At 63.4% G+C, this 19,460-nt stretch carries 19 protein-coding genes and 1 tRNA gene; 14 read left to right on the plus strand and 6 right to left on the minus strand.

Annotated elements, in window-relative coordinates:
• Positions 1–5: 5 nt before the first annotated feature.
• Both NKJ93_RS03640 and ilvA read right to left on the minus strand, forming a co-directional pair.
• On the minus strand, positions 6–578 hold the full coding sequence (locus NKJ93_RS03640; protein ID WP_023717447.1) for a DUF1697 domain-containing protein: 573 nt from the start codon (positions 576–578) through the stop codon (positions 6–8).
• A complete protein-coding gene (gene ilvA / locus NKJ93_RS03645) occupies positions 575–1,831 on the minus strand; it encodes a threonine ammonia-lyase IlvA (RefSeq protein WP_352481133.1) in 1,257 nt (418 codons plus the stop codon). The genes NKJ93_RS03640 and ilvA overlap by 4 nt, the downstream gene beginning before the upstream one ends.
• A gap of 126 nt (positions 1,832–1,957) precedes the next feature.
• Here ilvA and NKJ93_RS03650 point away from each other — a divergent pair, with 126 nt between their 5' ends.
• The 3 genes from NKJ93_RS03650 to NKJ93_RS03660 all read left to right on the plus strand — a co-directional run bounded on the left by NKJ93_RS03650 (position 1,958) and on the right by NKJ93_RS03660 (position 5,838).
• The gene (locus NKJ93_RS03650) at positions 1,958–3,364 is read left to right on the plus strand and encodes a hypothetical protein (RefSeq protein ID WP_352587648.1); all 1,407 of its coding nucleotides are present in this window, start codon (positions 1,958–1,960) and stop codon (positions 3,362–3,364) included.
• 103 nt (positions 3,365–3,467) lie between these two features.
• Positions 3,468–4,541 carry an alpha/beta hydrolase gene (locus NKJ93_RS03655; RefSeq protein WP_352481136.1) on the plus strand — a complete coding sequence of 358 codons (1,074 nt, stop codon included), beginning with the start codon at positions 3,468–3,470 and terminating at the stop codon, positions 4,539–4,541.
• A gap of 133 nt (positions 4,542–4,674) precedes the next feature.
• Positions 4,675–5,838, plus strand: a complete 1,164-nt coding sequence (locus tag NKJ93_RS03660; RefSeq protein ID WP_352587651.1) for an alpha/beta hydrolase — start codon at positions 4,675–4,677, stop codon at positions 5,836–5,838.
• A gap of 19 nt (positions 5,839–5,857) precedes the next feature.
• On the opposite strand, the gene ade is transcribed toward NKJ93_RS03660, so the two are convergent.
• Both ade and NKJ93_RS03670 read right to left on the minus strand, forming a co-directional pair.
• Positions 5,858–7,669, minus strand: coding sequence for an adenine deaminase (gene ade, locus NKJ93_RS03665; protein WP_352587654.1), 1,812 nt, complete (start codon positions 7,667–7,669; stop codon positions 5,858–5,860).
• A 559-nt stretch (positions 7,670–8,228) separates the two neighbouring features.
• A complete protein-coding gene (locus NKJ93_RS03670; RefSeq protein WP_352587657.1) occupies positions 8,229–8,681 on the minus strand; it encodes a cupin domain-containing protein in 453 nt (150 codons plus the stop codon).
• Positions 8,682–8,962: 281 nt separating this feature from the next.
• Here NKJ93_RS03670 and NKJ93_RS03675 point away from each other — a divergent pair.
• Positions 8,963–9,048 (plus strand) — tRNA-Leu (locus tag NKJ93_RS03675).
• 64 nt (positions 9,049–9,112) lie between these two features.
• On the opposite strand, the gene NKJ93_RS03680 is transcribed toward NKJ93_RS03675, so the two are convergent.
• A complete protein-coding gene (locus NKJ93_RS03680; RefSeq protein WP_023717440.1) occupies positions 9,113–9,691 on the minus strand; it encodes an NUDIX domain-containing protein in 579 nt (192 codons plus the stop codon).
• Between the two features lie 153 nt (positions 9,692–9,844).
• Between NKJ93_RS03680 and NKJ93_RS03685 the strand changes: the two genes are divergently transcribed.
• From NKJ93_RS03685 to NKJ93_RS03720, 8 genes are all read left to right on the plus strand, one after another.
• A complete protein-coding gene (locus NKJ93_RS03685) occupies positions 9,845–10,948 on the plus strand; it encodes an NADH:flavin oxidoreductase/NADH oxidase (RefSeq protein WP_352481138.1) in 1,104 nt (367 codons plus the stop codon).
• 112 nt (positions 10,949–11,060) lie between these two features.
• A complete protein-coding gene (locus NKJ93_RS03690) occupies positions 11,061–11,378 on the plus strand; it encodes an SH3 domain-containing protein (RefSeq protein ID WP_023717438.1) in 318 nt (105 codons plus the stop codon).
• Between the two features lie 62 nt (positions 11,379–11,440).
• Positions 11,441–11,734 carry a DUF982 domain-containing protein gene (locus NKJ93_RS03695; RefSeq protein WP_031193527.1) on the plus strand — a complete coding sequence of 98 codons (294 nt, stop codon included), beginning with the start codon at positions 11,441–11,443 and terminating at the stop codon, positions 11,732–11,734.
• Between the two features lie 28 nt (positions 11,735–11,762).
• Positions 11,763–12,002 (plus strand): DUF2188 domain-containing protein, encoded by a 240-nt coding sequence (locus tag NKJ93_RS03700; RefSeq protein WP_023674770.1) that lies wholly within the window; start codon positions 11,763–11,765, stop codon positions 12,000–12,002.
• A gap of 164 nt (positions 12,003–12,166) precedes the next feature.
• Positions 12,167–13,252: an ABC transporter ATP-binding protein gene (locus NKJ93_RS03705; RefSeq protein ID WP_023717436.1), complete on the plus strand. Its 1,086-nt coding sequence runs from the start codon at positions 12,167–12,169 to the stop codon at positions 13,250–13,252.
• A gap of 33 nt (positions 13,253–13,285) precedes the next feature.
• Entirely contained in the window at positions 13,286–14,611 is a 1,326-nt protein-coding gene (locus tag NKJ93_RS03710) for an ABC transporter substrate-binding protein (RefSeq protein WP_023717435.1), read from the plus strand.
• Between the two features lie 185 nt (positions 14,612–14,796).
• Positions 14,797–15,648: a carbohydrate ABC transporter permease gene (locus tag NKJ93_RS03715; RefSeq protein WP_376705884.1), complete on the plus strand. Its 852-nt coding sequence runs from the start codon at positions 14,797–14,799 to the stop codon at positions 15,646–15,648.
• 1 nt (position 15,649) lies between these two features.
• Complete coding sequence (locus tag NKJ93_RS03720) at positions 15,650–16,543, plus strand: carbohydrate ABC transporter permease (RefSeq protein ID WP_023717433.1); 894 nt, start codon at positions 15,650–15,652, stop codon at positions 16,541–16,543.
• A 97-nt stretch (positions 16,544–16,640) separates the two neighbouring features.
• Here NKJ93_RS03720 and NKJ93_RS03725 read toward each other — a convergent pair whose 3' ends face one another.
• Positions 16,641–17,627, minus strand: coding sequence for an alpha/beta fold hydrolase (locus NKJ93_RS03725; protein ID WP_352495825.1), 987 nt, complete (start codon positions 17,625–17,627; stop codon positions 16,641–16,643).
• Between the two features lie 146 nt (positions 17,628–17,773).
• On the opposite strand from NKJ93_RS03725, the gene NKJ93_RS03730 reads away from it, so the two are divergent.
• Together NKJ93_RS03730 and NKJ93_RS03735 are read left to right on the plus strand one after the other, a co-directional pair.
• Positions 17,774–18,523 (plus strand): competence/damage-inducible protein A, encoded by a 750-nt coding sequence (locus tag NKJ93_RS03730; protein ID WP_352481143.1) that lies wholly within the window; start codon positions 17,774–17,776, stop codon positions 18,521–18,523.
• A gap of 79 nt (positions 18,524–18,602) precedes the next feature.
• Positions 18,603–19,436, plus strand: a complete 834-nt coding sequence (locus NKJ93_RS03735) for a universal stress protein (protein WP_023717430.1) — start codon at positions 18,603–18,605, stop codon at positions 19,434–19,436.
• The last annotated feature ends 24 nt before the right edge of the window (positions 19,437–19,460 follow it).

A 19,460-nucleotide genomic window follows, 5' to 3' on the forward strand; every position in this document is an offset into this window, starting at 1 on the left:
ACCTATCAACCGCCGGCCTTGGCCATCTCCAGCAGCATCAGCACGGTGCGCCAATTGCGCGCCGTGCCGGGCACCTTCAGAACGCGCGGGATGAGATTGGCAAAGACCGATTTGCCGAGCCCGTCGGGCGCATGCAGGTAAAGCACGTCGCCCTTGATCTCGAAGCGTTCGGGCCCAGTGCATTTTTCCGCCAGCCGGGCGAACTCGTCGGCGGTCGGCTGGCGCTCCAGCGCATAGGCGTGCAGCTTGGTCGGCTCGCCCGCGACTTCCGGATAGGGATTTTCCGCCGCCAGCCGCTCGAGCCAGCCGAGATCGCGCACCATGATGCGCGAGTGGAATCTCCATTTCTTTTCGAATTCCGCTTCCAACCGCCTGGTCAGCATCGCCGCATCGCCATCTGGCGACCGGAAGACGGCGTTGCCGCTCTGCACATAGGTGGCGATATCTGAGAAACCGAGTTCCTCGAAGAATGACCTGAGTTCTGCCATTTTGACGATGCGATTGCCGCCGACGTTGATGCCGGAAAACAGCGCGACAAAAACCTTTCCCTGAGCGCTCGGAAGATCGTTGCTGCTCATATGATGAACCCGGCGAGCGTCTCGTTGTCGGTAATGTCCTGATAGTGGACGCTCTCGGCGTCGAAATTCGCCTTTAGCAGGTCGAAATTGCGGCGGTCCTTGGTTTCGATGCCGATCAGAACCGAACCGAAATTGCGCGCCGATTTCTTCAGATATTCGAAGCGGGCGATGTCGTCGTCGGGGCCAAGCAATTCGAGGAAATCGCGCAACGCGCCGGGCCGCTGCGGAAAACGGATGATGAAGTATTTCTTCAAGCCCTCGAAGCGCAGCGCCCGTTCCTTCACATCCGGCAGCCGCTCGAAATCGAAATTGCCGCCGGACACCACGGCAACGATGGTCTTGCCCCTGATTTCCTTTTTGGGAAAATCTTTCAGCGCGTCGATCGCCAGCGCGCCGGCCGGCTCCAGCACGACGCCTTCGACATTGAGCATTTCGATCATGGTCGCGCAGAGCCGATTTTCCGGAATCAGCCGCACTGCGTCGGCGGCAAACTCCCTGAGGTGGCGCAGCGGCTCGCGGCCGATCTCGGCCACCGCCGCGCCGTCGACGAAATTGTCGACCTTGGCGAGCTTTACCCGCTTTCCGGCGGCGAGGCTCTCGCTCAGGCTCGGGGCGCCAGCCGGCTCGCAAAAGACGAAGCGTGTTTCACGCTGCTGGTCGGCGAAATAATGGGTGACGCCGGCGGCCAGGCCACCGCCGCCGACGGGCAGCATGACGATATCAGCCATGCGCGCCCCGGGCATCTGGCCTGATATCTCGTAGGCGACGGTCGCTTGTCCTTCGATGATGTCCTTATGGTCGAACGGGGGCACCATGTGTGCGCCGGCAGTTTCGGTGAATTCGAGTGCGGCGCGATAGCAGTCGTCGAAGAAATCGCCGACCAGCCTGATCTCGACGAATTCGCCGCCGAACAGCCGCGTCTTGTCGATCTTCTGCTGCGGCGTCGTCACCGGCATGAAGACGACGCCCTTTTTGCCGAAATGACGGCAGACGAAGGCAAAGCCCTGCGCATGATTGCCGGCCGAAGCGCAGACAAACAGCTCGGCATTGTTGCCGGCGGCGAGCGACTTGCGGAAGAAGTTGAAGGCGCCGCGGATCTTGTAGGAGCGCACCGGCGTCAGGTCCTCGCGCTTCAGCAGCACCCGCGCGCCGGTCTTCTTCGACAGGTAGTCGTTTTCCTGCAGCGGCGTTTCCGGAAAGATCTCGCGGATCGCGGCAGCGGCGGCAGCGACGCGAGAGGAGAAACTGGTCATGGCAAGAGCACCCCACAGGCTAGCCGAATTCGGTCCCGCTATTGCATATCCGGGCTCGCGAAGCCATTGTCCGGTCACCCGAAAGGGTGTTCCCAAAACCTCGTTGGCCGTTAGGAGCGTCTGTTCATGCCTGTCGCATCGGTGGCCCGGAAAACCGTGTCGCTGCCGGAGTTCGGCGAGCCGACGGTGATGCCGCTGGTTACGCGCGCCACCTATGAGGCCCGCATCGCGGCACTGGTCGCGCGCGGCGGGTTCGATGCATTGGTCGTCTATGGCGACCGCGAACATGCGGCCAATGTCGCCTATCTCTGCGGCTACGATCCGCGCTTCGAGGAGACGCTGCTGGTCATCGTTCCCGGCAAGTCGCCGAAACTGCTGGTCGGCAATGAGGGCTGGGGCTATGCCGAAATCTGCGACGGGCCGTACGAGCGCGTGCTCTACCAGACGTTTTCGCTGCCGGCGCAGCCGCGCGACCGCTCGCAAGCGCTGGCCGACATCCTCGTCGATTGCGGCCTGAAGGCCGGCCAGCGCATCGGCGCCATCGGCTGGAAGCCGTTCGGCCCCGACGATGCCGGTTTTGGCGAAACGACGCTCGACCTGCCGTCCTTCATCGCCGACACCTTGCGCAGCCTTGCCGGCGACAAGAATGCCGTAACGGGGGGCGTGATCGTCAACGCGGCGAACCTTTTGATGAACCCTGCCGACGGCCTGCGCGCCATCAACGAGGCCGACCAGCTGGCCGCATTCGAATTCGCCGCGACCTATTCCTCGCAAGGCCTGCGCAATGTCCTGCAAGGCATCGAACCCGGCATGACCGAATTGCAGGCGGCGCGGCTGATGGGCATCAACGGCCTGCCGCAATGCTGTCATCCGATGCTGTCGGCCGGCAGGCGTGCGGCCTATGGCCTGCCGAGCCCGCGTCTTGACGTCATCGAGCGCGGCGACCCCATCACCGTGGCCTACGGCATCCAGGGCTCGCTAAATGCCCGCGCCGGTTTTCTGGTCGAGGACGCGGCCGAGCTTCCAAGGGGCATCCAGGACTATGTCGAGAAGCTGGTCGCGCCCTATTTCTGTGCCGTCGTCGACTGGTACGAGACGGTCGGCATCGGCGTTCCCGGCGGCGCGTTGTGGCAAGCGGTGCACGACCGCATCGGCGCTCCGTTCTTTGGCGTGTCCCTCAATCCCGGCCATCTCATCCATATCGACGAATGGATGCATTCGCCGGTATTTTCCGGCTCCGACATCAGATTGAAGTCGGGCATGGCCTTGCAGGTCGACATCATCCCGGCGACCGGCACCGATTATTTCACCACCAACATCGAGGACGGCATCGCGCTGGCTGACGAGGCGCTGCGCGAAGAGATCGCCGCGCGCTATCCCGAAGCCTGGCACCGCATCGAGGCGCGCCGCGCCTTCATGACCGACGTGCTCGGCATAAGCAAGCCGGAAGTGCTGCCCTTTTCCAACATTCCGGCCTTCCTGCCGCCGTTCTGGCTTTCGCGCAACAGTGCGATGGCAGTCGAGCGGCGCTGAGCGCATTTCGGCGCCTGCGACTTACTTCCGCCGCACTTCGGCTGTCCGGGAGATGCGGCGGAGGTGGATGGGCCTTTGGTTAGGCCGGAGTGGAATTGCTTAAGTGCCCTTGAAGACGATTTGCATCATTGTCCTTGCCGCGCTGCTCGCCGGCTGCGGCGGCCGCCAAACCGAGGAACTGCTCGGCAGCGCCATGATGGCGGTGCCGGTGACGGAAATCGCCGGCAACCACTCGATCTTCATCGCCACCACGCGCAAGCGCTCCGACGATCCCAACAAGGTCTTCGACGGCGAGCGCTCGGCGACGCTGAACTATGCCCGCGTCAACGTCACCGTCCCCGGCATCCACAAGACAGGCCAGATCGAGCGGCGCTCGCGCGGCAAGTCGGACGATCCGGCCAAATACTTCATGGCTTCCGAGGTCGTCGGCTACGACACCCAGCCGAAATTCTCCAGTGCGCTCAGCGCCGACATCGCGGCGCGCGGCGGCCGCGTCATGGTCTTCGTCCACGGCTACAACACCGGCTTCGACGCCGCGGTCTATCGCGTCACCCAGATCACCCATGATTCCGGCTATCCCGGCACGCCGGTGCTGTTTTCCTGGGCGTCGGGCGCCAAGACCACCGACTATGTCTACGACAAGGAAAGCGCCAGCGTTGCCCGCGACCAGCTGGAAGTGACGCTGAGAATGCTGGCGCAGACCGGCGCGCGGCGCATCGACATCGTCGCCCATTCGCTGGGGACCTGGGTCACCATGGAGGCGCTGCGCCAGCTCGCCATCACCGGCGACCGCGATCTCGGCGGCAAGCTCGGCGACGTCGTGCTGGCCTCGCCCGACATCGACGTCGACGTGTTCAAGAGCCAAATGCGCCGCTACGGCAAGCCGGACAAGCCGTTCATCCTGCTGCTCTCCGACGATGACCGGGCGCTCAGGCTGTCCGGCCTGATCGCCGGCGCACGGCCCCGGGTCGGCGACTACAAGGACGCCGCCGACCTCGCCAGCTATGGCGTGTCGGTCGTCGATCTCTCCAGCGTCAAGGGCGTCGACCGCTTCAATCACACCAAATTCGCCGACAACCCGGAATTGGTGCAGTTGATCGGCCAGAAGCTGCGCGAGGATGACGGGTTTGCCAGCGACCGCGAGGTGACCGACCGCATCGCCTCGGTCGGACAATAGCTGCATTGCGCAGCAGTGATTGTTGACCATTGCCGCACCATCGGAACAGTTTGAACTGGACCGTGCCGGCCTCTGCCTCTATCGAATAGGCCAAGACGTCTCCGGCTCGACGTCGCCCGTTGCGGGAGCCCGCGTGACCGTGCCTTCGAAGATATTTCTCGTCGTTGCGTTCGCGCTCGCGCTGGCAGGCTGCGCCGGCCAGAACACGCACGATCTGCTCAACAAGACGACGATCACGGTGCCTGCTGCCGATATCGCGGCGACGCATAAGATCTTCGTCGCCACAACCCGGCAAAAGGCGACGAAAGAGCCCCGGCAGGTGTTCGACGGAGACCGCTCGCCGACCACCAGCTTTGCCAGCGTCGAGGTGACCGTTCCCAAGGTCCACCAGGTCGGCGCCATCGAACGGGTCAAGGGCTCGGCCAACAGCAATCCGGCGAAGGATTTCACCGCGACCGGCGTCACCTTCTACGAAGGCGCGCCGCAATTCGCCAAGGCGGTCGGCGCCGACATCGCAATGCGCGGCGACCGCGCGCTGGTTTTCGTGCACGGCTTCAACAACGGCTTCGACGACGGCATCTACCGGCTGACGCAGATCGCGCACGACACCAAATACCCCGGCACGCCGGTGCTGTTTTCATGGGCCTCGAGCGGCAAGACGACCGGCTACATCTACGACAAGGAAAGCGCCAATGCGGCGCGCGACGATCTCGAAGGGACGCTGCGCATGCTCGCCAAGAGCCGCGCCAAGAGCATCGACATCATTGCCCATTCGATGGGGACCTGGGTGACCATGGAAGCATTGCGCCAGCTTGCCATCACCGGCGACCGCGACCTTGGCGGCAAGCTCGGCTACGTCATCCTGGCTTCCCCCGACATCGACGTCGACGTGTTCAAGAAGCAGATGATCCGCTACGGCAAGCCAGACAAGCCGTTCGCCGTGCTGCTTTCGGGCGACGACCGGGCGCTCAGGCTGTCGACCCTGATCTCCGGCGACAAGCCGCGCGTCGGCGACTATGGCGATGCAGCCGACCTCGCCAGCTATGGCGTCTCGGTGGTCGACCTGACCAAGACCAAGGGCGGCGACCGGCTGAACCACGCCAAATTCGCCGACAACCCGTTCCTGGTGCAGTTGCTCGGCGACCGCCTGCGCGCCCCGGCCGGCCTCGCCTCCGAAGAGACCGCGCCGGCCCAGCTCGACAATCTCGGCCAGGGCCTCGGCAAGGCCGTCGGCTCGGTGGCCGAGATCGTCATCACCACGCCGTTCAAGGTGCTGACCATCGCCACCGGCGGGTGAAGCGGCGCGCGGGCGGCATTCAGACGAACAGATCAACCTTCTGGAACGTCGTCACGTCGATCAGGCCGACGTCGGAAATCCTGAGCTCGGGGATGACGACCAGCGCCAGCAGCGAGTGCTGCATGTAGGCGTTGTTGAGTGAGCAGCCCATCTGGCGCATGGCGTCGCTGAGTTTGTCCGCCTTGGCGGCGACGATTTCCGCCCGCTCGTTCGACATCAGCCCGGCGATCGGCATTTCGACCAGCGCCAGTTCCTTGCCCTTGGAGAACAGCACGACGCCGCCGCCGACCTCGCCCAGCCGGTTCACGGCCAGGGCCATATCCTGCTTGTTGGTGCCGACGACGATGATGTGGTGGGCATCGTGCGCCACGCTGGAGGCCATGGCGCAGTCGCCGATATAGCCGAAGCCGGAGACGAAGGCGTTGGTGACGCCGCCGGTGCCCTTGTGACGCTCGACCAATGCGATCTGACAAACGTCGTTGCGGCGGTCCATGGCGACCAGCCCGTCCTCGACGGCAAGATCGGCCTCCAGCGCCCGCGTCGGCGCCTGGTTCTCGATGACGCCGATGACGCGTACCCGCACCTCGTTGGCGCCCATGGGTGCGGCGATGTTGAAATCGCCGGATTTGAGCTTCTTGCCGAGCTTAACGGTGTTCTTCGCCGTCCGCGGATAGTCGTAGGCCGGAATGTCGATTTCGAGCTTGCCGCCCTTGGCCAGCCTGACGCCGCGGCCATAGACCTCGTCGATGGTCATTTCGGCCAGGTCGGAGACGATCAGCAGATCGGCGAGCCGCCCAGGCGCGATCGAGCCGATCTCGCGTTCCAGCTTGAAATGCTGGGCGGTGTTGAGCGTCGCCATCTGGATCGCCGTCACCGGCTTCAAGCCCTGGCTGATGGCGTGGCGCACGACCCGGTCCATGTGGCCTTCATGCACCAGCGTGCCGGAATGGCTGTCGTCGGTGCACAGGATGAAGTTGCGCGGGTCGAGCCCGCTCTCCGTCACCGCCTTGATCTGCGATGCCACGTCGTACCAGGCCGAGCCCAGCCGCAGCATCGCCTTCATGCCCTGGCGGACGCGGGCGATGGCGTCCTCGGCGCGCGTGCCTTCGTGGTCGTCCTCCGGGCCGCCGGCGACATAGCCATGGAACGGCAGGCCGAGATCGCGCGAGGCATAATGCCCGCCGACCGTCTTGCCGGCCCTCACCGTCGCCGCGATCTCGCCCGACATCACCGGATCGTTGGCGGCGACGCCCGGAAAATTCATCACCTCGCCGAGCCCGATGATGTTCTCCCAGGTCATCGCCTCGGCAACGTCGGCGACGGTCAGCTCGGCGCCGGCATGCTCCAGCCCCGGCGCCGACGGCACGCAGGACGGCATCTGCACATGCACGTTGACCGGCATGGCGACCGCCTCGTCATGCATCAGCCGCACGCCCTGAAGGCCGAGCACATTGGCGATCTCATGCGGATCGATGAACATCGAGGTGGTGCCATGCGGGATCACCGCGCGGCAAAATTCCGTCACCGTCACCATGCCGCTCTCGACATGCATATGCGCGTCGCAAAGCCCCGGCACCAGATAGCGGCCGCCGGCATCGACCACCTTGGTGCCCTGGCCGATGGCATGGCCGGCATTCGGCCCGCAATAGGCGAAGCGGCCGCCAGCGATGGCGACATCGGTGCCGGCGATGATCTCGCCCGAATGAACGTTGACCCAGCGCCCGTTGCGGATGACGAGATCGGCGGGCTTGCGGCCCATGGCCACATCGACCAGATGCGTCGCCATCTCGGCCCAGGGTTTTGGTTTCGTCGCATTGGCGGTCTTCGGCATCAACAGGCTCCTCTTTGCCCGACTGTGCCAAGCTGCGAGGATTTTGACCAGCGAGGAAGTAAGCGCCGACGGCGAAGTTGCAGATCTCCCCCCTCGAGGGGGAGATGTCGCCGAAGGCGACAGAGGGGGTCGGGACGTCCTGACGCGAACCGTTGCCGCGAACAAAACGGGCTGGCGCTCGACGCGCGACGACCCCCCTGGCCTGCCCTCTTGCCACAACTTGCCATCTCCCCCTCAAGGAGGGAGATCGATGCGCCATGGCTTTCGCCAATCGCCAAGGGCATTTTGTGCCGGCCGCAGCAACTTTGTTCTTGCTTTGTGCCGGCAGCTATGCTACTAATTTGGGTATGGTGCCAATTGGCTCCAACGACCCGTCCTCCCGAGGCGGGTTTTTTTGTTATTGCGCCATTCATGGCAAATGGCCCAGGCGGAATACGATTCCGTTGCGGCCAATCAGCCTTCGTCTCGTTAGAGGATCCTTCTGAATCGACGCTCGCGGAGTTTGACGCACTCCATCGTTCGAGCCTTCGGCCGGTTCAATCAATTCGATCGCGAACTGTCACTTCTTGCTCGGATCGTCTGCCGGGTTGACGTAGGTGATCTTGAATGGCCCCTCGCCATGAACCTGGATGATCGTTTCGCTTGTCGTCCAGGCGAAGTGATTCATTCCGGCCGGCGCGACGCCGAAGCCGCCAGCAGTCAGTTCGACGCCTTTCGCCTCGTCGAACTTATCGCCCATTCCAACATGGAAGTTGCCGGAAAGCACCGTTACGTATTCCGTGGTGGGATGATTATGTGCGGCAATTTTGTAGCCGGCGGGTGTCTTCAACCGCAGCACAAAGGCGCCGTCCTTTGAGGGATCTCCCGCGACAACAGCCATTTCCGCCCCAGCGGGAATGACAGCAGGAGCAGGATCCCATTTGATGTCTTTGGGGTTCATCGGCATCTCATCGGCAAACAGAGGCGCCGTCCCAACAAGCAGCAGTGCCAGGGCAGAGGCAAGCTTGAGCATGACAATCTCCCAGTGTCTGTAGACGACGGCGTCGAGTATCGGCGCGCCGATCCACTTGCCGATTGGAGTCTATCAGGCCAGAGCGCCCGAACGCATCCTGCGAACGGGGGACACGCATTCGCGGTAGCCTCGGAAGCTGCCGCTAAAAAACATCTCCAGGTGAAACGATTTTGTTTGTATCTCTGTGGGTGATTGGCCCTCGCCTAGCTTCCAGTGCCGGATTTCTCTACGGCAGAAGACGGCTTGACGGCCTTTGGCTGGCGGCTGAAAAGGGCTGGCCTGCGGACGTGGCGGAATTGGTAGACGCAAGGGACTTAAAATCCCTCGATCTCTGATCGTACGGGTTCGATTCCCGTCGTCCGCACCAGATTTGGTCTCGTTTGATAGTCTCCGTAACTGGAGACCGGGCGCTCGACCCAGTTCTGGGCCCCTCACACCCCAATCGGGTTCAGCTTCAAATGCTGGATCAGCATAATGGTCTTGGCGTCGATGATCCGACCGTCGTGGATGCCGGCCAGCGCCTCGTCGAGCGGCATTTCGAGAACCTCGATGTCCTCGCCTTCGTCATGGGCGCCACCGCCGTCGGAAATGCGGTCGGCGGGCGAGTAGCGAGCGACGAAGAACCAGAGCCGCTCGGTGACGCTGCCGGGGCTCATATAGGGCGAAAACAGCCGCTGCACGTCCTTCAGCCGATAGCCGAGTTCCTCCTCGGCCTCCTTGCGGATACAGGTTTCGGGATCGTCTTCGTCGAGCAGGCCGGCGCAGGCCTCGATCAGCGGCTCCTTGTGGCCGGTGACGTAGGCGGGGTAGCGGAACTGCCGCACCAGAAGCACAGTCGAGCGCTCGGGATCGAAAGGCAGGATCACCGCGCCGTCGCCGCGATCGTAGGTCTGGCGGGTATGCGTTTCCCATTTGCCGTCGCGCCGGCGGTAGTCGAAGACGGTCTTTTTCAAAACCGCCCATTCGTCGGACAGGACTTCCTCCGAGCGGATGCGAATGCGATCTTCCATGGTGGACTCCCTGCTGCCGCGGCAAGGCGTAGCCGCGAACGGCGGTTCTTGCAATCCGGCTACCAATTGGTCCAGTGCGCCGGTTCACCCTCTCGTGTCTGGCGCATCTGCAAGTGCCTGCCTAAATAGCGGCAACCCTTTCCGGAGTTTTTTATGACCTCATCTCTTTTCCAGCCGATCACCCTCGACGGCCTCACCTTCCCCAACCGCATCGCGGTCGCGCCGATGTGCCAGTATTCGGCCGAGGACGGCTCGGCCAGCGATTGGCACCTCTATCACTGGATGAACCTGGCGATGTCGGGTGCCGGCATGGTCACCGTCGAGATGACCGAGGTCGAACGGCGCGGCCGCATCTCGCATGGCTGCCTCGGCCTTTACTCCGAGGACAATGAGGCGGCGGCGCGGCGCACGCTGAATGCAGCCAAGCGCGTCGCCGCGCCGGGCACGAAATTCGGCACTCAGCTTGCCCATGCCGGCCGCAAGGCCTCCAACCGGAAACCCTGGGAGGGCGGCGGACCGCTGAATGCCGATCAGGATCCGTGGCCGATCGTGTCGGCCTCGGCAATCGCCTACGACACCGGCTGGCAGGTGCCGCGGGCGCTGGAGGATGACGAGATCCTGCAAATCATCGAACGCTTCGCCGAAGCGGCACGGCGGGCCGAGCGGGCCGGCTTCGACTTCATCGAGCTGCATGCCGCGCATGGCTATCTGATCTTCCAGTTCCTGTCGCCGCTTTCCAACCGGCGCACCGACCGCTGGGGCGGCTCGCTGGAAAACCGCATGCGTTTCGCCGTCGAGATCGCCAAGGCGGTGAAGAAGGCGGTGCCCAGGCTGATGCTGGGCGCGCGGCTGTCGATCAAGGAATGGGTCGATGGCGGCTTCGACGTCGAGGATGCGATCGAAGCGGCAAAAGCGCTGAAGGAAGTCGGCGTCGCCTATCTCTGCTGCTCGAGCGGCGGCAATTCGCCGTTGCAGAAGCTGCCGTCCGGACCCGGCTACCAGGTGCATCTGGCGGAAGCGGTGCGCAAGGGCGCCGGCATCGCGACGCGGGCCGTGGGCCTGATCGACGATCCGAAACAGGCCGAGGCGATCGTCGCCGATGGGCGCGCCGACATGGTGGCGCTGGCGCGCGCCTTCCTTGCCGATCCGCGCTGGGGCTGGCGCGCCGCGGCCACCTTCGGCGAAAAAATCCACCCGGCGCCGCAGCTTGCCCGCTCGGTGACGACGATGCAGCATTGGATGAAGGCGGCGAACTGACGGGGCGGGTTCTCACCTCGCTGGACAGGGAACCATAGCTTCGCTTTGATCCTCTGCCGGTGTAGAGTGGCGAGGGCCGCGGCTGGGCGCGGCAGGTTGGGGGAGCAGAGACATGTCGTTCAGGGGGATTTCCATTGCGGCTGCTGCCGCGGTTTTGGCCGGGCTGTCGTTTGCCACATCGACGCCGGCCGGGGCGCAATATTGCGAAGGCACGGTGCACGGTCTTTCCAGGCACTACAATCTGGCAACGGGAAGCGGCTTTCTCGCCGTTCGGGCCCGGCCGAACTCGTCGTCGCGCATGATCGGGCAATTGTTCAACGGCGACCAAACCGAGATCTTTGACCGTCGCGGAAACTGGTACCAGGTCGATTTCGGCGGCCGCGCCGGCTGGGCGAATGCGCGCTGGCTGCGCAACGACTGCGGCTATTGAGGTATTTTCGCCCGAGCTAAAATAGCTGTTGCAACCAAATCGGCCGCTCCGCGTTGGCGGCGATGATGGACAGCAAGCCATTTGAAAAGCCGGTCGTGGTCGAACTCGGCCATGTCGGCAAATATCGGCATATCCGCAGCGCCCAGGAGGCGGCGGAGTGCCTGATGACGGTCTGGCCACTCAATCGCGGGCCGCGTCATCGTGATGCCCTCGACACTTGCCTAAAAGTGCTGGAAGGTTATCGTTCGACGGCCGATGCACGCCGGGCACTGATCGAAGCCGCCAGGGAATCGGACGTGCTGGTTACGGACGACAAGCCGCCAGACGACAGACTGGCCGATGACAGGCTGCATTGAGGCAACGGGCTTTCAACCGGAGGGTTTCATGGCGAAACTGACCTACAAGATCGTCGAGCATGATGGAGGCTGGGCCTACAAGGTCGGCTCGACATTCTCCGAAACGTTCCCCACCCATCAGGACGCGTTGCGCGCCGCCGAGATCGCTTCCGCCGAACAGCAGGTCGCCGGCAACACCGACGGCATCCAGTACGAGGACGCCGACGGCAAATGGCACGACGAGCTCGCCGACGGCCGCGACCGGCCGCAGACCGAGGTTTCGGATTAGGGTGTGTCGATATCCAGGTGATGCCGGCGTGCTTTACAGGTCGGTTTGGTAGCGCTACCGTCTCACATCGCGCGTGACCGGGGAGGAGCCTGGGCGCTGTCGCGGGCCAGGCAAGAAAGCGGTTTCCTTCGAAGTCGTTGCAGGAATCAGTCGGGAGGAGATCGATGGCGTCTGTCGCAATCGGCGATGTCTACAAGTCATTTGGGACCGTCGAGGTCCTGCACGGGGTCAGCGTCGATATAAACGACGGCGAGTTCGTCACGTTGGTCGGTCCTTCGGGTTGCGGAAAGTCGACCCTGCTCAGGATGATCGCCGGCCTGGAAAAGATCTCGCGCGGCCAGATCGCGATCGGCAAACGTATCGTCAACAACGTTGCGCCAAAAGAGCGCGACGTCGCCATGGTTTTCCAGAACTATGCGCTCTACCCGCATATGACGGTCGCCGAGAACATGGCGTTCTCGCTGATGCTCAAGGGCGTTCCCAAGACGGAGAGCGATGCCGGCGTGCGGCGCGCGGCAGAAATCCTGGGACTGGTGCCGCTGCTCGACCGCTATCCGCGCCAGCTTTCCGGCGGCCAGCGCCAGCGCGTCGCCATGGGCCGGGCGATCGTACGTGACCCGCAGGTTTTCCTGTTCGACGAGCCGCTGTCCAATCTCGACGCCAAGCTCAGGGTGCAGATGCGCGCCGAGATCAAGGAACTGCATCAGCGCCTGAAGACGACGACGGTCTACGTCACCCACGACCAGATCGAGGCGATGACCATGGCCGACAAGATCGTCGTCATGCACGACGGCATCGTCGAGCAGATCGGGCCGCCGCTCGAACTCTACGACCGGCCGAACAATCTTTTTGTCGCCAGCTTCATCGGCTCGCCCGCCATGAACATGCTGAGGGGCGAGATCGTAAGCGACGGCTCGCCGTCGTTTCGCGGCGCCGGAGGGATTTCGGTCCCGTTGGCCTCGGCACTTTCCATCGGCAATGGTGAGCCGGTCGTGCTGGGGATACGGCCCGAGCATTTGCGGCTATCCGACAATCAGGGCATTCCGGTCACTGTCGTGGTGGTCGAGCCGACAGGGTCCGAAGTGCAGCTCATCGGCCGAACCGCCGGCGGCGAGGAGATCGTCGCCAATTTCCGGGAACGGCATTCCTTCACGCCGGGCGAAACCATCCGGCTTACGGCCGAGCCTGGCCTCATCCATCTCTTTCACGGCAAAACCGGACAGCGGTTCGAAACACCCATCAAGCAGTAGGACGGCACGGACAATAAGCAGGAGGAAGCGAGCATGAAATTCACCAGACGCGACGTGATCCGCACCACCGCCGGCGCTGCGGCGGGAGCCTTGGGAAGCCGGCTCATCGGCTCTCCCGCCTTTGCCCAGGAGGGATTCAAGTACAAGCCCGAGGACGGCGCCAAGCTCAGGCTGCTGCGCTGGTCGCCCTTCGTGCAGGGCGACGAGGATCAATGGCTGGCCAACACCAAGCGCTTCACCGAAGCGACCGGTGTCGAGGTCCGCGTCGACAAGGAAAGCTGGGAGGACATCCGTCCCAAGGCAGCGGTCGCCGCCAATGTCGGCTCCGGCCCGGACTTGATGTTGGTCTGGTTCGACGACCCGCATCAATATCCCGACAAGCTGCATGACGTGACGGAACTGGGCGAATATCTCGGCTCGAAATATGGCGGCTGGCACGATGGACCGAAGCAATATGCGACACGGCAAGGCAAATTCCTCGGCCTGCCGCTGGCCACCATCGGCAATGCCATCGTCTATCGTGAAAGCTGGGTGAAGGAGGCCGGCTTCTCCGAATTTCCGAAGGACACGGCAGGCTTGCTCGAGCTTTGCAAGGCATTGCAGGCGAAGGGACACCCGGCCGGCTTCACGCATGGCCACGGCGTCGGCGACGGCAACAACTACGCCCACTGGCTGCTATGGAGCCATGGCGGCCAGATGGTCGACGAGAGCGGCAAGGTGACGATCAACAGCCCCGAGACGCTGAAGGCGATCGAATACGCGCAACAGCTCTACAAGACCTTCATTCCCGGTACCGAAAGCTGGCTCGACGTCAACAACAACCGCGCCTACCTGGCCGGCGAATTGAGCGTGATCGCCAATGGCATTTCCGCCTACAACACCGCCAAGATCAACAAGGACAAGGATCCGAAACTGACCGAAATCGCCAAGGACACGCGCACGACCAACCTGCCGATCGGTCCTGTCGGGAAATCCGTCGAGCTGTTCCAGGTGACCACGGCCGTGATCTTCGACTACACGCCCTACCCCAATGCGGCCAAAGCCTATCTGCAGTTCATGTTCGAGGAACAGCAAATGTCGCAGTGGATCACGTCCTCGGCGGGCTATTGCTGCCAGACGCTCAAAGCCTTCGACAACAACCCGGTGTGGACGGCCGATCCGAACAATGCCGCCTACGCCAAGGCCTCGGCGACGCTGCGGCCCAACGGCTATGCCGGCCCGCTCGGCTATGCTTCGGCGGCGACCATGGCCGACTATGTGCTGGTCGACATGTTCGCCAAGGCGGTGACAGGCCAGGCGACGCCGCAAGAAGCGATGGCAGAAGCCGAGAAGCGCGCAAACCGCTACTATCGCGTTTGAGCGGATTCAGCCGGGCAGCCATGCTGCCCGGCTTCGAATCGCGCATGGCCGCCTGGCCGATCAATGAGACTTAGAGGAGCCGACCCATGGCCGTGACCTCCGCTGCCGCTCAGCCACCCCGGTCGACGCTGTCGCGCATTTTGACGTTCGTGTCTGAAAGTCATAACGCGCTTGGCTTCGGCTTCATGCTGCCGGCGGCGGCGCTGCTGCTGGTCTTCCTAACCTATCCGCTCGGGCTCGGCGTCTGGCTCGGCTTCACCGATGCCCGCATCGGCCGCCCCGGCATCTTCATCGGCATCGAGAACTACGAATATCTGTGGGATGACGCCGTCTTCTGGCTCTCCGTCTTCAACACCTTGCTCTACACGATCAGCGCCTCGATCCTGAAGTTTGCGCTAGGCCTCTGGCTGGCGCTTATCCTCAACCAGAACCTGCCGTTCAAGTCGTTCTTCCGCGCGATCGTCCTGCTGCCCTGGGTGGTGCCGACGGTGCTGTCGGCCATCGCCTTCTGGTGGATCTACGATTCGCAGTTCTCGATCCTGTCCTGGGCGCTTATGGAAATGGGCCTGATCGACCATCGCATCAACTTCCTCGGCGATCCGGAGAATGCGCGCGCTTCGGTCATCGCCGCCAATGTCTGGCGCGGCATTCCTTTCGTGGCGATCACGCTGCTTGCCGGCCTGCAGACGATTCCGCAGTCGCTCTACGAGGCCGCCACGCTCGACGGCGCCAGCCGCTGGCAATTGTTCCGCTATGTGACGCTGCCGCTGCTGACGCCGATCATCGCCATAACCATGACGTTTTCGGTGCTGTTCACCTTCACCGATTTCCAGCTGATCTATGTGCTGACGCGCGGCGGGCCGGTGAACGCCACCCATCTGATGGCGACGCTGTCGTTCCAGCGCGGCATTTCCGGAGGCCAGCTTGGCGAAGGCGCCGCGATCGCAGTCGCCATGATCCCGTTCCTGCTGGCGGCGATCCTGTTCAGCTACTTTGGCCTGCAACGCCGCAAATGGCAGCAGGGCGGCGGAGATTGACATGACCGCGATCGAAACGAGCAAACGCCCCGAACTCGACGAAGGCGGCATGGGCTACCTGCAGAGTGTGCCGCGCCGCGTGGTGACGGTCTATCTGCCGTTGCTGATTTTCGTCATCGTGCTGTTGTTTCCGTTCTACTGGATGACGATCACGGCGGTTAAGCCCAACCTCGAGATGACCGACTACGCCAATTTCAATCCGTTCTGGGTGGTGCATCCGACGCTCGAGCATATCCGCTATCTTCTCTTCGAGACGTCCTATCCGGGCTGGCTGCTCAACACGATCATCATCTCGACCGCCGCCACTTTCCTGTCGCTGCTGGCTGCAGTGTTCGCTGCCTATGCGATCGAACGCTTGCGGTTCTCCGGGGCGCGGCAGGTCGGCCTCGCGGTGTTCCTGGCCTATCTCGTGCCGCCGTCGATCCTGTTCATTCCGCTGTCGGTGATGGTGTTCAACCTTGGGCTTTACGACACGCCCTTCGCGCTCATCCTCACCTATCCGACCTTCCTGATCCCGTTCTGCACATGGCTGCTGATGGGTTACTTCCGCTCGATCCCGTTCGAGCTGGAGGAATGCGCGCTGATCGACGGGGCGAGCCGCTGGCAGATCCTCACCAAGATCGTGCTGCCGCTGTCGGTGCCGGGCCTGATTTCCGCGGGCATCTTCGCATTCACGCTGTCATGGAACGAGTTCATCTACGCCTTGACCTTCATCCAGTCGTCCGAAAACAAGACTGTGCCGGTCGGCGTGCTCACCGAACTGGTGCGCTCGGACGTCTATGAATGGGGGGCGCTGATGGCGGGAGCGCTGATCGGCTCGCTGCCGGTGGTGGTGCTCTATTCGTTCTTTGTCGAGCACTATGTTTCCTCGATGACCGGAGCCGTGAAGGAATAAGTTCGGAGGTATTCCCGGCGGCCGGGATGTCCCGAGGCACCCTGCCGGCCGAGGCTGCGGCGGGTTGCACACCTTTGCGTGAGGTTCCGGGAGGGTGTCAGCTGCTGGTGTCGGACTTCGGCGCAAATGCGCGGTCGGCAATGCGTTCGATGAAAGCGACGACCCGTTCCGGCCCGACGAATTGTGGCATATGGCCAAGCCCCTCGACCGGCTCGAAATCGAGCCCGCTGATCTTTTCCATCAGCGGCCAGCCATGGATATCGATGCCCAGGACGATATCGGAAGCACCGAACAGAATGCCGGCCGGCATGGTGATCTCACCATAGCGTTGCTCGATACGGCCAAGGTCGTGCTCGATGGCCACGACATCTGTCGACGTTGCATAGAAATGGCTTGGCCTGAGCCCGCACCAGCCGCCGCCCTCGATCATATAGTCGGCCGGCCTCGCCTGCGGCGCAAAAATGAAGGCCAGCGTGCGTTCTGCGTATCTGAGAGCCGCCGGGATCGCCACCGTGTGAGCCATGATCCGGCGCCGCAGCGGCGACTGAATGTATAGCGGGCCGAACTTCTCGCGCGCGTCCGGTTCCAGATGGGTCAGCGGCGCCAGCAAGGCGATACCGGAAATCGCGGTGGGATGCTCGACAGCCAGCGTCAGCGCGATGGCGCCACCCAGCGAATGGCCGACGATCAGCGGCTTTTCCAGCACAAGCGCCTCGATAAAACGCCGCACGATCTCGGCCTGCTCGGGCAGCCGCCCGCTGGCGCGCCAGGCCCGCACTGAATAGCCGGAACCCGGACGGTCGAGCGCGATCAGCCGATAGTTCGGGCCGAACCGTCCGAACAGCGTGTGGCGGAATTGATGAAGCTGCGCGCCGAGGCCGTGCAGGAAGACGATCGGCCGCCCCTCGCCCATCTCGAAATAATGGATGCGATTGCCGTCGATCTCGATGAATTTACCGCTGGCCGGCACCAGCCTTTCGGCTTTCGCCGCAATCCGCAGCGTCGCCAGCACAGGATAAGCTGCCACGACGAGCGCCAGCAGAAACAGCGCGCCGAGCAGCCATAGAAGAATCGATACCGGCATGTTCTTGCTCATGGCCCAAACCGGTGCAGCATCACCCGCCGAAGGTTCCACTGCAAGGGAGGTGGCACAGGTGGATCCGTCGTTTGGCGGCATTGCCGCCGGCCGTTCGCCGCGCTATCTCAGGCGACCCGTTGCCGGAGCCTGCCATGACCGAAATCGTCACCGCCGCCATGCTCGTCATCGGCGACGAGATTCTGTCCGGCCGCACCAAGGACAAGAACATCGGCCACCTCGCCGACATCATGACGGCGATCGGCATCGACCTGAAGGAAGTGCGCATCGTTGCGGACGAGGAAGACGAGATCGTCGCTGCGGTGAATGCGCTGCGCACCCGCTACAGCTATGTCTTCACCACCGGCGGCATCGGCCCGACGCATGACGACATCACCGCCGATTCCATCGCCAAGGCCTTCGGCGTGCCGTGCGAATACGACGCCAGGGCCTACGCCCTGCTGGAGGCAAGCTATGCTGCCCGCGGCATCGAATACACCGAAGCGCGCAAGCGCATGGCGCGGATGCCGCGCGGGGCAGACCACATCGACAACCCGGTGTCGGTTGCGCCGGGCTTTCGCATCGGCAACGTCCATGTCATGGCCGGCGTGCCTGCGATTTTCCAGGCGATGCTCGACAATGTCGTGCCGACATTACGGGCCGGCACCAAAATGCTGTCGGCAACCGTGGAATGTCCGTTCGGTGAAGGCCTGATCGGCGGCCCGCTGGGCGATATCCAGAAGGCGCATCCGGATACGATCATCGGCTCCTACCCGAAATATGGCGACGGCAAATTCTGGACGGAACTGGTGGTGCGCGCCCGCAGCCAGCAGGCGCTGGACTCCGCGCGCGCCGACGTAGAGGTTATGGTGGCGGGCCTGACCAAGGCAAGCAAGGTGGGCTGATCGGCAGGCGTGACGGAACCAAGCATCGCGCCGTGACGTTTGTCACGAGTGGGATCGCCGAAAAACTGAGGGATTGCCCATGCGCTTCAAGACCATTGTTGCCATATTGCAGAATGAACAGGACGCCGAGCGCGTTCTCGACTGCGCGATCCCGCTGGCCAGCCGGTTCCAGAGCCATCTGATCGGCATTCATGCCGAGGCGCTGCCCGTGCCCTACACCTCGGCCACCGGCTTTCCGGACACCGAGTTCCTGCAGGTTTCGGCCGACATGAACCGGGAGCGCGCCGAGAAGTTGCAGGCCGCCTTTCACAAACGCGTCGAGAATTCCGGCCTGTCGTTCGAGTGGCGCAGCCTCGAGAGTTTTTCCGGCGACAGTGCGCTGACCGGTATCTCGACCGTTCGCACCGCGGATCTGATCATCGCCGCGCAGCGCGAATCGAGCGGCGATCCGAGCGCCGACGTCGACACGCTGGTCTACGATGCCGGCCGGCCGGTGCTGGTGGTGCCGCATTCGGGTCCGCTGGTCACCAGCTTCAAGCACGTGCTGCTCGCCTGGAACGGCAGCAAGGAGGCCGCACGCGCGGCCTTCGATGCCCTGCCCTTCATCATCGAGGCCGAGAAGACGGACATCGTCGTCATCGACCCGCCGGATACGCTCGAAGAGGCGCCGGAAACGGCCGGCGCCGAGATCGCCGCCTCGCTGTCCAGGCACGGCGCGACCGTCAGCGTCTCGGTGCTGAGGTCCGGCGGCGCCTCGGTCGACGACATCATCCAGACCAGGGTCGCCGAATCGGGCGCGGACCTGCTCGTGCTCGGCGCCTACAGCCATTCCTGGCTGCGCCAGCTGCTGTTCGGCGGGGTGACGCGAACGGTGCTGCGCACCGCGCCGGTGGCGGCTTTCCTGTCGCGGTAAGTTCATAGAGATCACGGGTTGGAC

Source organism: Mesorhizobium sp. M0028 (genome assembly GCF_040323855.1).
Classification (GTDB): domain Bacteria; phylum Pseudomonadota; class Alphaproteobacteria; order Rhizobiales; family Rhizobiaceae; genus Mesorhizobium.